Genomic DNA, 13,967 nt, shown 5'->3' with positions numbered 1-13,967 from the left:
CTGTCCCCCCGCCTCCTCACCCTCGCCCTGCTGGCGCCCGCCGCGTGCGGGAAGGCCCCTGCGGAGCTGCCCGCCGCCGGGCAGGCGGTGATGGACCTGCGCCACACGCGCCGGGCGGGTGGACGGGCGGTGGCGCGCTGGAGCGGCGATGCCGTGACGGCGGAGGAGTTGACCGAGCGCTTCCTGGAGATGAGCCCCGCCTTGCGCGAGCGCTACGTGGAGCCCCGCGCCCGCCGCGAGTACGTGGAGTCGCTGGCCCGGTTTGATTTGCTGGTGCGCGACGCGCTCGCCCAGGGACTCCAGGACGACCCCGAGGTGGTGGAGGCCACGCGGCGCGCGCTGGTGGGCCGGTTGATGCGCTCACGGCTGGAAGAGGCGTCGGTGACTGTCACCGACGCGGAGCTGGCGGAGGCGTACGCGGCGCGCAAGGACGACTTCGTGCGCCCGGAGGCCGTGCGCCTGTCCCATGTCTTCCTCGCCTATCCCCAGCCCTCTATCGATGCCACCGCCAAGCACACGGTGGACATGGCGGCGAACACGCTGCTGGCCCAGGCGAAGACCCTGCCGATGGACGACTTCGAAGGCTTTGGGAGGCTCGCGCGTGAGCGCAGCCAGGAGCCGCGCACGGCGCCGCTGGATGGCGACATGCGCTTCCTCTCCGACGAGGTCCTGGCCCGAGAGTACGGGCCGGAGGTCGCCCAGGCGGCCCGCGCGCTGAAGACCGAAGGCGAGCTGAGCAACCCGGTGACGACGAGCAAGGGCGTGCACGTGCTCAAGCTGCGCGCACGCCAGCCGGCGCTGAACCTCTCGCTGGACGACGTGCGCGAGGAGCTGCGCGTGCGGTTGGAGGGCGAGAAGCGCACCCGCGCGTGGGGCGAGTACCTGGCGCGCGTGGAGAAGCAGCTCTCGTTGTCGGTCGACACGGACGCGCTGGCCGGTGTGCCGGTGGACGTCCAGGCCCCCATGCGCAAGCCGTCGAGCCCGCTGCCGGGAACGGTGCCCGCGCCATGAGGGCCCGCTTGCCAGCTTGGGGGGCCATCCCCACCTTTGGGAGTCGCCCCCACCCTTCCCCCAGGACTCCGCGCATGCGTCTTTCTCCCACCCGCGCTCCCTTGCTGTCCCTGGTGCTCGCCCTGGCGCTGAGTCAGGGGTGCAACACGCCCGTCAAATCGGCGCCTGACGACACGGTGGTGGCCACCGTGAATGGCGAGGTCCTCTCTCGCGTGGACTTCGAGCAGGAGCTGGGCCGGGAGCTGGCCTCCACGGAGGCCTCCCAGCGCACGCCGGAGGAGATTGAACCCTTCAAGCGCACGCTGTTGGACACGTACATCCACCGGATGCTGCTGCTCCAGGCGGCGCGGAAGAACAACGTCACCGTCACCCCGGAAGAGGTGGACCGGGGCGTGCTGCGGCTGTCGGGCGACTATCCGGCCGGCAACTTCAACGAGGTGCTCGCCCAGGGCCAGCTCTCCATGTCGGAGCTGCGCGCGCGCGAGGCCAGCCGGCTCACCATCGAGAAGCTCTTCGCCGGCCACGTCTATTCACGCGTGGGCGTGACGGAGGAGGAGCTGCGCGCGTACTACGCGGCGCACGAGGGCGAGCTGAACGAGAGCGAGCAGGTGCACGCCGCTCAAATCGTGGTGAAGGGCCTGGACGAGGCCCGCCGGCTCCAGACGCAGCTCAAGTCGGGGAAGAAGTTCTCGGACCTGGCGCGCAGGTACTCGCTGAGCGCGGACGCCAAGGTGGGAGGCGACCTGGGGTTCTTCCCCCGAGGACAGATGCCGCCGGCCTTCGACGAGGTGGTATTCAAGCTCGGGGTCGGGCAGGTTTCGGACGTGGTGTCCACCGAGTACGGCTACCACCTGTTCAAGGTGCTGGAGCGCAAGCCCGCGCGGAAGCGGGACTTCGCCGAGGCGCGTCAGTGGGTGGAAGCGAAGTTGATGGAGCAGAAGCGCACGGAGGCGCAGGACGCCTTCGAGAAGGAACTGCGGGAGAAGGCGCAGGTCCAGGTGAACGAGGCCACGCTGCAGGCCATCCGCGGACAGCCCGCGGCGCTCCCGCAGGCAGCGAAGTGACATGACGGAATCGAGGGCCTGGCGGACAGTTGGACGGGCCCGGTGTGGTGCGGAAGGATGCACGGAATGAAGAAGCTGGTGGCATTCGTCGCTGCGGCGGCGCTCCTGGGGGGCGCCACGTCGGCGCGCGCGGAGCTGGTGGACAAGGTGGCGGCGGTGGTGAACCGCGACGTCATCGCGCTGTCGGAGGTTCAGCAGCGCGCGGCGCCGGAGCTGTCGCGCCTCAATGATCCAGACCCGAGCAAGCGCTCCGAGCAGCGCGCGCAGCTCATGAAGACGGCGCTCGACACCCTCATCGGCGAGAAGCTGATGGAGGCCGAAATCACGGAGATGGGCATCTCCGCGACCGAGGGCGAGGTGGACGAGCTGGTCAACGACGTGCGCAAGCAGAACAACATCACGGACCCGGCGCAGTTCGAGCAGGTGCTCACCGCCGAGGGCCTGACGATGACCACGTACCGGGACATGCTGCGCAAGCGCATCCTCCGGGACCGGCTCCTGCGCATGAAGGTGGGCCCCAAGGTGAAGGTCACCGAGGAGGACCTGAAGGCCGCGTACAACCAGTACGCCCGCGTGGAGGGCGAGGACTCGGAGGTCCACGCGCGCCACATCCTCGTCGCCGTCGACCCGAAGGCCACCGAGGAGCAGGTGGCCGCCGCGCGCAAGAAGGCGGAGGGCATCGCCACCGAGGCCCGTCGCGAGGGCATGGACTTCTCCGCCCTGGCGCGCGCCCGCAGCGAGGGCCCCAGCGCCGCGGACGGTGGCGACCTCGGCTGGTTCAAGCGCGGCGTCATGGTGCAGGCCTTCGAGAAGGTCGCCTTCAACCTCAAGGAGGGCGAGGTGAGCGAGCCGGTGCGCACCAACTTCGGCTGGCACATCCTGAAGGTGGAGGAGCGCCGCTCCGTCGCCGCGACGTCCTACGAGGAGATGCGTCCGAAGCTGGAGAACAAGATCCTCCAGGAGAAGACGGACAAGTTCCTGGAGCAGTACGTCGCGGAGTTGAAGCAGAAGGCCAGCATCGACGTGAAGATGTAGCCTGTCGTCCCCACGCGGGGGATGCTCGCCACCGTGAGCCTCCCCCTCGTCGGTATCTCCCTGGGTGATGTGTCGGGAATCGGTCCGGAGGTGACGGCCGCGGCCCTGGCGCTCCCCGCCGTGCGTCGCGCGCTGGTCCCCGTCGTCTTCGGAGACGGGCCCACGCTGGAGCGCTTCCCCTTCTTCCGTCGCCATGCGCGCGTGGAGCCCTCCGCGCTCTCCCGCGTCGAGTCCCCCACCGTGGTGGAGGTGACGCGCCTCGCCGCCAGGGACCGCGTCCCGGGCAAGCCCTCGCGCGAGGGAGGCCGGGCGCAGTACGCCTACGTGACGGCGGCGATTGAGGCCATGCGCGCGGGACACGTGGACGCGCTGTGCACGGCGCCGGTGTCGAAGGAGCAGATTTCGCGCGCGGGCATCCCCTTCATGGGCCACACGGAGGTGCTGGCGGAGGCCTTCGGTGTGGAGGTGATGATGATGATGGACGGGCCGCGCGTGCGCATCGCCCTGGCCACCAACCACGTCCCCCTCTCCGCGCTGTCGAAGCTGCTCACGGTGGACGGGCTCACCGCGCAGCTCAAGCTCCTCTCACGCAGCCTGACGCCCGTGGTGGGACGCAGGCCTCGCATCGCCGTGCTGGGACTGAATCCGCACGCGGGCGAAGGGGGCCTGTTGGGACGTGAGGAGGTGGAGGTGATTGGCCCCGCCATCCGCAAGGCGCGCGCGGCGCGGGTGGATGCGCATGGGCCCATCGCGGCGGATGGCCTCTTCGCCAGGCCCGATGAAGTGGGCAAGCAGTACGACGCGGTGCTGGCCATGTACCACGACCAGGGACTCATCCCCGCGAAGGCGCTCGACTTCGAGCGCACCGTCAACGTGACGCTGGGGCTGCCGGTGCCACGCACGTCGCCGGACCACGGCACCGCCTATGCGATTGCAGGCAAGGGGCAGGCGAGCTGCGTGCCCATGGCGGAGGCGCTGCTCAAGGCCGCTCAGCTCGCTCGGCCGCCCGCGCGAGGTGCTCGGCCAGGTCCTCGCCGTCCTTCTCCGCGTCGATGAGCTTCACCTCCGAGCCCGTGCCGCTCGGGGGAATCACCAGCACGGTGACTTTGTCGAGCGGGCACTCGCCCAGACAGCCCGAGGAGAACACGCGGGTGCTGGGGCCCAGGCCGCGCGCCGCCACGGCTTCCCGGATGCGGCGCGGCAGGTCCACGCCCCCAAGGCGAGGGTCCAGACGCACCGTGCAGTTGTGGCACACGTGCAGCTCGGTCGGCTGGGAGCCTGGAGCGGCCTCGATGGGAGGGGGCTTGCGCATCGCCTGGAAACATAAGGCGGATGGGCCGTGAGCGCCGTAAGCTCCCGCGCGGGTGCCGAGGGGCGCCCACACCCGGAAAGACGACGTCACCCTCCTGGAATCACCTGGAGCATCAGGTTCCTGGCGAGTTCCTTCCATGGCCCATGCGCGGGTGAGGGCTGGTACCTAGGGACTTTTCAGATGGGAATCCGGAACACGAGGCGCGGGACATGAAAGCGCCTTTCGGCAGGGATTTGACGACGGGCAGCATCCCCCGTCACCTGGTGGCCTTCTCCATCCCGATGTTGATGGGGAGCTTCCTGCAGACGGCGTACAGCTTCATCAACGCCATCTGGGTGGGGCGGTTCCTGGGCACCGAGGCGCTGGCGGTGGTGACGGTGAGCTTCCCCGTCGTCTTCGTCCTGTTCTCCATCGGCATGGGCCTCACCATGGCGACGAGCATCCTGGTGTCGCAGAACTACGGCGCCCGGAAGATGGACGAGCTGCGCAAGGTGGTCGACAGCTCCACGGTGCTCATCTACTCGCTGGGCGTGGTGCTCACGCTGCTGGGCGAGTGGCTGGCGCCGAGCATCCTCACGTTGATGGACACGCCAAAGGAGATCCACGCGGAGTCCGTCAGCTACCTGCGCATCTTCCTCTTGTCGATGCCGCTGGGCTTCGGGCTGTTCCTCACGCGCAGCCTGTTGCAGGGCGTGGGTGACTCGAAGACGCCGCTGTATTTCCAGGCGGGCTCCGTCCTGCTCACCACCGCGCTGGACCCGGTGTTGATGTTCGGGTGGCTGGGATTGCCCAAGCTGGGCTTGAACGGCACGGCGTGGGCCACGGTCATCTCGCAGCTCCTGGCGCTCATCACGCTGCTCATCTACCTGCGCGTGAAGGACGTGCCCGTGGCGCCGCGCAGGCCTCGGCTGGCCCACCTGGGGCCCATCACCTTGAAGACGCTGCGCATCGGCGTGCCGGCCGCGGTGCAGCAGTCGCTCGTGTCCATCGGCATGGTGTTCGTGACGGGGCTCGTGAACGGCTTCGGCGAGGTGGCCACGGCGGCGTTCGGCGCGGCGTCGCGCATCGACCAGATTGCGTTCATGCCGGCGATGACGTTCGGCATGGCCATCTCCACGCTGGCGGGACAGAACCTGGGCGCGGGCCGCTACGACCGCGTGCAGGAGATCTTCAAGTGGGGCTGCCTGTTCAGCGGCGGCATCACCCTGGTCATCTCGGCGGTGGCGGTGACATTCCCGGAGGCGCTGCTGCGAATCTTCGTCTCGGACCCGGCGGTCATCGGGCCGGGCGTCACGTACCTGCACATTGTCGGAGGGACGTACGTCCTGTTCGCGCTCATCTTCGTGAGCAACGGCATCATCAACGGCGCGGGACGCACGTTGATGACGACGGCGTTCTCCCTGTTGAGCCTCTGGGTGGTGCGGGTGCCGGTGGCGTACTGGCTGTCGCGCCGCATGGGCAGCGTGACGGGCGTGTGGATTGCGATGGCGCTGAGCTTCGGCGTGTCGCTGGTGGTGAGCATGGCCTACTACTTCTCCGGCCGGTGGCGGCGCCCCCTAATCAAGAAGCCGCCCGAGGGCCCCACCACGCCCAACCCGGGCGAGGTCTTCGGACACGAGACGGGCGAGGCCTGAGCGGCCTCGCCCCTTCGGGCCATGGACTAGAAGACGAACGGGAAGCGGATGGGCTCCTGCATGCGGACCGTGTGCACGGGGAACTTCCAGCCGCGCACCACGCCCTCGATGCAACCGGCGAGCGGCGTGGCGCGCAGCGCTTCCGTGTCCATGGCGACGCCCGTCGTCTCGCCGCTCGGCTGCACGGACCAGCGCACCACGAAGCGCCCGCTCTTCTCCGTGGACGTGTCAGCGGCGTGCTGGCGCAGACACGCGGCGATGGCGGGCTGGTTGGACACGACGACCTGCTTCACGTCCTCCGACGTGAGGTGCTCCTTGGCGTTGAGCGCGGGCGGGACGTAGACGGTCCGCGTGGCGGTGGGAGCGGACGCGGCACGCACCTCGTCCGCTTCGTCCGTGAAGCCCAGCTCGCGCGCGAACTCCTCATCCAGCTCGGACTCGGTGCTGTTCGCGCCGTCCGGGTCGTCCGTGGTGTCCACCGGGACGGACGTGGCCTGCTCGGTGGAGTCCGGCTCCTCGAAAGTCATCTCCATCACCGCGCCCGCGGAGGCCGCAGCGACGCTCTGGGGCGGAGTGGGGCTCGCGGGAGCGCGGGTCGGCGCGCTCTCGGTGCGCGTGCGCCGCTCGCCGGACTTCACGGCCAGGGTGTCGCGACGGGCCATCAGGTCCGCGCCGCTCGGGCCCGAGAAGGAGGTGAGCGCCCGCGTCGGGTCCGTCGACGCGCCTTGCGCGTGCAGCCCGTTCGCGACGTCGCCGATGCTTCCGGGCGAGGTCGTGACGAGGGGGCCCGTGTACTGGGGCGCGGTGGGGTTCATCGCGTGGGTGTCGGCCACGCCCGTGGGGACACCTGGAATGGCCCAGTAGCCGATGGCACCCGAAGACACCGTGCTTCCGGTCTGGCCCGACGTGTTCGTACCCATCTGCGCTCCCGTGTTGTTCGCACCGTTGAGCTGCGCTGAGGCGCTGACGCCGCTGAGCTGGCCCGAGGCGCCGACGTTGCCGGTGGAACCCTGCACGGGGCTCCCCGAGGCACTCACACCACCGAGCACCGAGGGAGCGCTCGCGCCTTGCTCCCAGAAGCGCACGCTCGCGACCACGAGCATGCCCGCCGCCAGCGCGCCCACCGCCGCGACGCCCAGCAGAACGCCAGACACCACATCCCGACGACGATTCGGCGCCGTCGAAGCAGCCACCGGGCCGCCCCAAGCCTGCTGCTGACCCGGCGCCATCGGCCCGCCCCACTGCTGCGCGGGCGGAACCATGGGAATGCCCCAGGGCTGCTGCTGGAGATTGAGCGGGCCCTGGACCTCGTTCGCGGTGTTCTTCTGGGACATCGCACGCGAGGCCGCGACACGACGGGCCACCTCCGGAGGCACCACCTTGGAGTGCTCCCACGGCAGGCGCACGGCCTCGGCGACGGGCACCTCCGGGTTCGCGCGCATCCACTCCGGAATCACCACGGGCGCGGACTCGGACACCGTCTCGTCGGACTCCGCGTCGGAGAACGCGGGCCGAGGAGACTCCGCAATCCAGCGCGTCTCCTCTTCCGCCAGGTCGAGCAACGCGCGCATGTCCTCCGCGGCTTCACGCGTGGACGCGGAGGCCGCATCGCCATCGACCTCCGGCTCCAGGGCGAGCTCCCGGTCCAGGTATGCGTCGAGGTCGCCATCCAGCGCCTCCATCACACTCAGCGACTCATCCGACTCCTCGTGCTCGAAGCCATTCGCCTCGGGATGATTCATGCCCCGCGTACGCCGTGTTTCGTCTCCTCCTGACAGAAGCTCGCCCACACACCCTCCCCTTCAACCGCGCAGCCATTCCCGCGCCAGGGCTCGCAACGTAGGGACGGGGCCCGCTCACGCCAGCGTGACTGTCTCGCGCACGACGTTTCATCGCCGTGGCACGCGTTCGCTGTCCGATGCCTCACCGCTCACGCCTGAAACACGGAGCCACGCCACTCCTGCGCACCGACACCGCACGACGCGTGGCCACCCGCATCCCCACTCCACGCGAGTGCAAGGTGCACGCACGCGCTCACCCCGAACGCGCACGTACACCCCACGACGCTCACGACACGTGAGTGCACAGCAACTACCACCGCTCCTCGTCCGCCTTCGGAGCCAGGGGCCACACGGGCGGGGAGACACCATTCACGGAGACGCCACCGTGCATGAACACGGGCGCGCCCTTGATGAACTCCGCCGGGAAGTCGAGCTTCGGCTTGGACGCCTCATCCAGCGCCTTCAGTTGCTCCGGCTTCAGCACCACGTCCAGCGCGCCCAGGTTGTTGTCGAGCTGCTCCAACGTGCGCGCCCCCAGGATGGTGGACGTCACGCCCGGCCGTCCCTGCACCCACGCCAGCGCCACGCGAGCCACCGTGGTGTCCTGCTCCTTCGCCACGCGCTGAAGCACGTCGAGGAGCGCATATGTCTTCTCGTTCAGCGAATTCTCCGCCCACGCGCCCCGGTCCGCCTTCAGCTTCCCCGCGTTCTCCCGCGTGTACTTGCCACTGAGCACCCCGCTCTTCAGCGGCGACCAAGGCGTCACCCCCAGCCCCAGCTCCCGAGCCATCGGCACCAGCTCCCCCTCCACCGTCCGCTCCACGAGCGAGTACTCCACCTGCAACGCCACCAGCGGCGCCCAGCCCCGGAACAGCACGATCATCTGCGCCTGCGCCACTTTCCAGGCCGGCGTATCCGAGATACCGATGTAACGGACCTTCCCGGAGCGGACCAGGTCCTCGAACCCGCGCATCGTCTCCTCGATGGGCGTGTTCTCGTCCCAGCAGTGCATCCAATACAAATCGATGTAGCCCGTCTGGAGCCGACGCAGCGACTCCTCGCACTGCGCCATCATCGACTTGCGCCCCGCGCCTCCACCATTCGGGTCCCCGGGGAAGAGGTTGCTGATGAACTTGGTCGCAATCACCACCCTGTCGCGCTTGCTCGGATATCGGCCCAGGTGGTCGCCGATGATTTTCTCCGAGTGCCCTCGCGTGTACGCATTGGCCGTGTCGATGAAGTTGCCGCCCCGCTCCAGGAAGCGGTCCATGATGGCGTTGGACGTCTCGACGCTGCTGCCCCAACCCAGGTCGGTGCCGAAGGTCATCGCGCCCAGACAAAACGGACTGACCCGCAGACCGGAACGACCCAGCGTGACGTAGTGGTTCAACGACATGGAGGACTCCCAAAGACGACGAGGACACGCCTCACGGCCCGGAGATGGAGACTCGACGAGCAGGCGCGGACGAGAGGGAGCGCTGGCCTAACGCGACGAGAGACACCCGCGCCACAGCAGCCGGCCGCATCTGACGACCAGCGGACGCCACTGTCTGGCTTCACCCCCTGGAACATGCTCAAACGCGAACCATGACGACCTCACACACCGACGCGTCAGAGGACGTCCGTGCCCTCCTCGCCCTCGAGGAGTCCATCGTCCGCGCCATCCAGGCCCGCGACACCCAGGCGCTCCAGGGGTTGATGGCCAAGGACCTCGTCTTCCGCGGCGTGGGCGACGTGGAGACGGACCTGACGGCCTTCCTCGCCAACATCGCCGCCATCCCTGGCACCCTCCTCTCCGTCGAATCAGAGACGGTGAGAGCCCACGTCTTCGGCGACACCGGAGTCCTCACCGGCACCCAACGGGCCCGCGTGCGGCTCCCCGACGGCACCGAAGTCACGGACGTGGGCCACTTCACCGACGTGTGCCAGCGTCGCGACGGTCGCTGGTGGGTCGTCCTCGCGCACAGCCTCCCCGCACCGCCTCCCTCCACTCCCGACTGAGCCCGAGCCAGCCCCCCAACCCACACCGCCCCCGTCCTCCGGCGCACAGCCAGACGAAAAATCCCGCAGCGCCGGACATGCAGTGTCCTTTGGTGATACACTGTGTCCTACGGGGGGTGGTCAGGATGCCGCTCAATCGCGGTGAACGTCGGTGGACGCTGCCAGCACGAAACGCGGACTGGCTCGTCGTCTCATCCGTGGACGCCGAGGCGAAGGAGCGCCACCGCCACCCCGTGCCCGAGGTGTTCGTCACGTCCGCCCTGGAGCGGTGGCTGTCCACGCCCTCGGCGCGCACGCTGTATGGCATCTACGAGTCGCTCGGCGGTGGCAGCCCCTTCGGCCTGACGGGCCCGGAGCGCACGCGCTACGAGGAGCGCCTCAAGCAGCGCCTCTCCGACGCCTTCTCACGCGGAGAGCTCGTCGCGCTGGAGGTGGCCCGCCCCAGGAGCGTGCCCGCGCCGTGGACGCCCCAGCCCGAGGACCCGGGCGAAGAGGCCGTGGTGGAGGAGATGACCTGGCTGGCCATCGAGCTGAAGGACGAGGCGGGCAAGCCCGTCCCCAACGCCCGCTACGTGGTGACCCTGCCCGACGGCAGCACCCGCGAAGGAACCCTCAACGCCAACGGCTACGCGCGCGTGGAGGGAGTCAATCCCGGCGAATGCCAGGTCACCTTCCCGGAGTTGGACGGCCAGAGCTGGAGCTGACCTTTGCTCAGGGCCTGCGCGGACCCGGAGCGGACGACGACATCCCCAGAGGTCTCTGGGGCAACAGCTTGAAGAGGAAGGCCAGGAGCGCCTCGAAATGGTCACCCTTGCGGAAGACGGCATCCACCGGCATGTCGATGGCACTGTCCGCGCCGGTGACGAAGACCACCTTCGCGCCCGGCATGTGGTGACGCACCAGCGGAATCAACCCGGTGCCGAAGCCATCACCCAGGCTCTGGTCCAGCAGCACCGCGTCGATGGGCCGCGGGTGGTTGAGCCACTTCTCCGCTTCCGCGTAGGAGCCCGCTGTCACGACCGCGAAGCCCGCCTCCTCCAGCAGCGCCGCGAGCGTCATCCGGTTGGACGGGTCATCTTCCACCAGCAGCAGGCAGCGCCCGAAGGTCCAGCTCGTCTCCATCACTTGCTCCCCCGTATCTCGTCATGGCCCGCGAGCCGCATCCTGGCCCCCGCCTCCGGGCGGTGCAGGAAGAGGACCTCGACGTGCGTGCCCCCTGAAGGGCCTCCGTCCAGTGCCACCTTCCCCCCATTGCGCAACACCAACCGCTGCACGATGTTCAAACCCAACCCCGCATGGCCGGGACGTGTCGAATAGAAGGGCTCGAAGGCACGCGAATACGCCTCCGCCGCCAGACCCTCTCCCACGTCCTCCACGCGAATGCCCACGCCGCCCTCACCTTCCTCAACGTCCCACGTCCGCACCGTGAGCATTCCGCCGCGCGGCATCGCCTCCACGGCGTTGTCCACCAGACAGCGCACCAGGAGCGCCAGGTCCTCCAAGTCGAGCGGCACCGTGCCCCGGGCCTTGAAGTCGCGCTCCACGCGCACCTGCTCCGGTATCCGCGCCTCCCGCAGCCCGTGCTCCATCGCCTCGCTCGCGTGGCACAGGGGCTTGTCGCTGCTGGCCACGGGAGCCCGGCGCGTCAGCACCTCCTCGGCGGCCGCCAGCTCCCGGTCGATGAGCTGGAAGAAGGCCTCGACGCGGGCATCCGTGCCCCACACGTCCGTCTTCTGCATCTTCCGCATCAGGTAGAACGAAGCATTGCGGACACTGGCCAGCTTGTTGCGGAGGTCATGCCGCAGCGTGGAGGCGACGACGTCCGCCACCGCGGCCCGTTCCCGCGCTTGGAGATCTGCGCGCGCGCCCATCCGTCAATTCCTCGCACCCTGGGGCCCTTGGGGCCCCTGCGCCCGGGGTTGGCCTCTCACCCGGGCAATCGCTTGCACCAATTCCCGCAGCGGCACCGGCTTGGTCATACACACCACCGCGCCCTGCGCCGCCACCTTTCGTAACAATTCGGGCACCACGTGCCCCGACATGGCGATGACGGCCACGGACAGGTCCGCCGCCTTCACCTTGGCCACCAGCTCCGGCCCGCTCATCTCCGGCATCACCAAATCCAACACGCACACGTCGAAGTCGCCCGAGCGCAGGTAGTTCAGCGCTTCCTCGCCGCTGTACACCGCGCGAGCACGCAGCCCCACCGTGCTCAGCGCGCGCACCATGGCGCGAGCCACCGGCTCCGTGTCGTCCACCACCAGGACCTGAGGGGCCCGGGCCGCGCGCAGAATCGTGTCCAGCGCGTGCGCCACGTCGAAGGGCTTGGGCAGCACGGTGAAGGCGCCCTCCGCGAGCGCGTCCTCCACCAGCTCCTCCGCCGTGAAGGCGGTCATCAACACCACGGGCATGTCCGGACGCGCCTGTTTGATACGGCGCAACAGGTCCACTCCGTGCAGCCCGGGCATGCGCATGTCGCTGAGCACCACGTCCACCGGATGCTCACCCAGGAGGCGCAGCGCTTCCTCTCCGTTGGCGGCCTCCAGAACGGTGTGGCCCTCCAACTCAAGGTTCGCCGCGAGCGTGATGCGCAGCCCCTCCTCGTCGTCGACCAAAAGGATGCGAGCGGGGCCCAAAGCCACGTCCTCCATCATGCGGCCTGCGCCGCCGCGGTTGCCGGGAGATGAATGTGGAATTCACTACCCCGGCCGGCTTCGCTTCGCACAGAGATTGTGCCTCCGTGACGTTGCACCATGTTGGCCACAATGGCCAGCCCCAAGCCGGTGCCACGCGTCTTGGTTGTGAAAAGCGGTTCGAAAATCTTGGGCAGCACGTCCGGAGGGATGCCCGTCCCGTCATCTACCACGCGAATGGCCCACGGCCCCGTGTCGCCGCCTTCCGCCAGCACTGAAACCTGACCCGCTCTTCCCTGGGGCATGGCCTCCACCGCGTTCTGCACCAGGTTCACCAGCACCTGACGGAACTGCTCCTTGTCCAGGCTCGGCACGGGGAGCGACTCGGGGACTTCGTTGAGGATGCGGACACCGTCCCGAGAGGGAACCACGCCAATGGCCTCGTCCACCAGAGGTCGCAACGGACACGGCTGCAGCGCCGGTGGCCGCTCGCGCGCGAAGTCGAGCAGGTCGGAGATGATTTTCGCGCACGCGCCCAGCTCGCGCTCCATCACCCCGAGGAACTGAGGGACCCGTGGGTCATCCGCGGCCCCGATGGCATCTCGACTCAGTCGTCGGGAGAGGTAGGCGTGCGCGTTGCGCACAGCGGCCAGGGGGTTGCGCAATTCATGACCCACGCTGGCGGCGAGTTGACCCACCGCGGCCAGCTTCTCCACGCGGATGAGGTGCTCCTGGAAGCCACTCAGCTCGCGCAGCGCGCGGTCCAGCTCCGCGGACTTGTCCTCTTCGCGCTCGCGCGCCAGCTCCAGCTCCGCGCGGCGCACGGCGACTTCGCGCATCTCCCGCCGCATCACCCGGCCCGCGTGCAGGAGCACCAGGTTCAGGAAGCCCACCCAGAGGGCGTGCTCCAGGAAGCGCCACCACTCCACGTGGGGCAGGCCGTACACCGACTCCGGCCACACCAGGCCCCGGATGATGTGGTCCGCGACGGTGGCGACCGTGGCCGTCAGGAGCACCCACGGGTCCCGATACAAGGAGAGGAACGCGAGCGAGACGAAGATGTGGAAGTGCGTCTCGATGCGGCCACCCGTCAGGTGGATGAGCAGCGAGGACCACAACATCTGCGCCAGGGCCACGCCGTGGCGGGTGGGGATGGCCCCGGGGCGCCAGCGCGCCAGGGCGATGGGGAACACGGTGAGGGCCGCGCCGATGAAGAGCGCGGCATACACGTGGGCATGGAGGGCGCGGTCCTTGCCCTCCCAGCCATAGGGCGAGACGAAGAGGGCCACGAGGATGCCGAAGGCCCATTGGGCCAGCATGAGGCCCGCGAACAGGCGGTCCGTGCGGCGTCGCACCGTGGTCAGGTGCTCGTGGAACAGCAGAACGGCGCGTTCCTTCAGTGCCACCGTCGGGCCGCTGGCATCCTCCGTGGGCTTCATGGGGTGTTCGTGGCCCGGGCCTCGGGCGGTTCCTCCAGTGCGCAACCGTAGACAGCG

The 13,967-nt window shown here is 69.0% G+C and carries 14 protein-coding genes; 7 read left to right on the top strand and 7 right to left on the bottom strand.

The window, feature by feature from the left end; all coding sequences use genetic code 11:
• From HUW62_RS39110 to pdxA, 4 genes are all read left to right on the top strand, one after another.
• Positions 1–1,011 (top strand): peptidyl-prolyl cis-trans isomerase (locus tag HUW62_RS39110; protein ID WP_255203906.1); only part of this gene is annotated, 1,011 nt, incomplete at its 5' end.
• Between the two features lie 74 nt (positions 1,012–1,085).
• Positions 1,086–2,075, top strand: a complete 990-nt coding sequence (locus HUW62_RS39105) for a peptidyl-prolyl cis-trans isomerase (RefSeq protein WP_163863673.1) — start codon at positions 1,086–1,088, stop codon at positions 2,073–2,075.
• A gap of 66 nt (positions 2,076–2,141) precedes the next feature.
• Positions 2,142–3,110 (top strand): peptidylprolyl isomerase, encoded by a 969-nt coding sequence (locus HUW62_RS39100; RefSeq protein WP_176437312.1) that lies wholly within the window; start codon positions 2,142–2,144, stop codon positions 3,108–3,110.
• A gap of 33 nt (positions 3,111–3,143) precedes the next feature.
• A complete protein-coding gene (gene pdxA / locus HUW62_RS39095) occupies positions 3,144–4,166 on the top strand; it encodes a 4-hydroxythreonine-4-phosphate dehydrogenase PdxA (RefSeq protein WP_176437311.1) in 1,023 nt (340 codons plus the stop codon).
• Here pdxA and HUW62_RS39090 read toward each other — a convergent pair.
• Positions 4,090–4,422: a hypothetical protein gene (locus tag HUW62_RS39090; protein WP_163863679.1), complete on the bottom strand. Its 333-nt coding sequence runs from the start codon at positions 4,420–4,422 to the stop codon at positions 4,090–4,092. The two genes, pdxA and HUW62_RS39090, sit on opposite strands and share 77 nt — an antisense overlap.
• Positions 4,423–4,631: 209 nt before the next feature.
• Between HUW62_RS39090 and HUW62_RS39085 the strand changes: the two genes are divergently transcribed.
• Positions 4,632–6,056 carry an MATE family efflux transporter gene (locus HUW62_RS39085; protein WP_176437310.1) on the top strand — a complete coding sequence of 475 codons (1,425 nt, stop codon included), beginning with the start codon at positions 4,632–4,634 and terminating at the stop codon, positions 6,054–6,056.
• Positions 6,057–6,082: 26 nt separating this feature from the next.
• On the opposite strand, the gene HUW62_RS39080 is transcribed toward HUW62_RS39085, so the two are convergent.
• Both HUW62_RS39080 and HUW62_RS39075 read right to left on the bottom strand, forming a co-directional pair.
• Positions 6,083–7,798 (bottom strand): AgmX/PglI C-terminal domain-containing protein, encoded by a 1,716-nt coding sequence (locus HUW62_RS39080; RefSeq protein WP_176437309.1) that lies wholly within the window; start codon positions 7,796–7,798, stop codon positions 6,083–6,085.
• 349 nt (positions 7,799–8,147) lie between these two features.
• A complete protein-coding gene (locus tag HUW62_RS39075) occupies positions 8,148–9,233 on the bottom strand; it encodes an aldo/keto reductase (protein ID WP_176437308.1) in 1,086 nt (361 codons plus the stop codon).
• Positions 9,234–9,424: 191 nt separating this feature from the next.
• Here HUW62_RS39075 and HUW62_RS39070 point away from each other — a divergent pair, with 191 nt between their 5' ends.
• Both HUW62_RS39070 and HUW62_RS39065 read left to right on the top strand, forming a co-directional pair.
• The gene (locus HUW62_RS39070; protein WP_176437307.1) at positions 9,425–9,838 is read left to right on the top strand and encodes a nuclear transport factor 2 family protein; all 414 of its coding nucleotides are present in this window, start codon (positions 9,425–9,427) and stop codon (positions 9,836–9,838) included.
• Between the two features lie 125 nt (positions 9,839–9,963).
• Complete coding sequence (locus tag HUW62_RS39065; RefSeq protein ID WP_163863688.1) at positions 9,964–10,542, top strand: carboxypeptidase-like regulatory domain-containing protein; 579 nt, start codon at positions 9,964–9,966, stop codon at positions 10,540–10,542.
• A 7-nt stretch (positions 10,543–10,549) separates the two neighbouring features.
• On the opposite strand, the gene HUW62_RS39060 is transcribed toward HUW62_RS39065, so the two are convergent.
• The 4 genes from HUW62_RS39060 to HUW62_RS39045 are packed head-to-tail and all read right to left on the bottom strand — an operon-like array spanning position 10,550 to position 13,910.
• Positions 10,550–10,960: a response regulator gene (locus HUW62_RS39060; protein ID WP_174456961.1), complete on the bottom strand. Its 411-nt coding sequence runs from the start codon at positions 10,958–10,960 to the stop codon at positions 10,550–10,552.
• Positions 10,960–11,709 carry an ATP-binding protein gene (locus HUW62_RS39055; RefSeq protein WP_163863690.1) on the bottom strand — a complete coding sequence of 250 codons (750 nt, stop codon included), beginning with the start codon at positions 11,707–11,709 and terminating at the stop codon, positions 10,960–10,962. The genes HUW62_RS39060 and HUW62_RS39055 overlap by 1 nt, the downstream gene beginning before the upstream one ends.
• Positions 11,710–11,712: 3 nt before the next feature.
• On the bottom strand, positions 11,713–12,489 hold the full coding sequence (locus tag HUW62_RS39050; RefSeq protein WP_240356194.1) for a response regulator: 777 nt from the start codon (positions 12,487–12,489) through the stop codon (positions 11,713–11,715).
• A complete protein-coding gene (locus HUW62_RS39045) occupies positions 12,489–13,910 on the bottom strand; it encodes a sensor histidine kinase (protein ID WP_163863692.1) in 1,422 nt (473 codons plus the stop codon). The genes HUW62_RS39050 and HUW62_RS39045 overlap by 1 nt, the downstream gene beginning before the upstream one ends.
• Positions 13,911–13,967 lie beyond the last annotated feature (57 nt).

The organism is Myxococcus sp. AM011 (genome assembly GCF_013372595.1).
In the GTDB taxonomy this organism is placed as follows: domain Bacteria; phylum Myxococcota; class Myxococcia; order Myxococcales; family Myxococcaceae; genus Myxococcus; species Myxococcus eversor.
The sequence above is the reverse complement of the archived record's forward strand: the minus strand, read 5'-3'. Positions and strand labels throughout refer to the sequence as shown.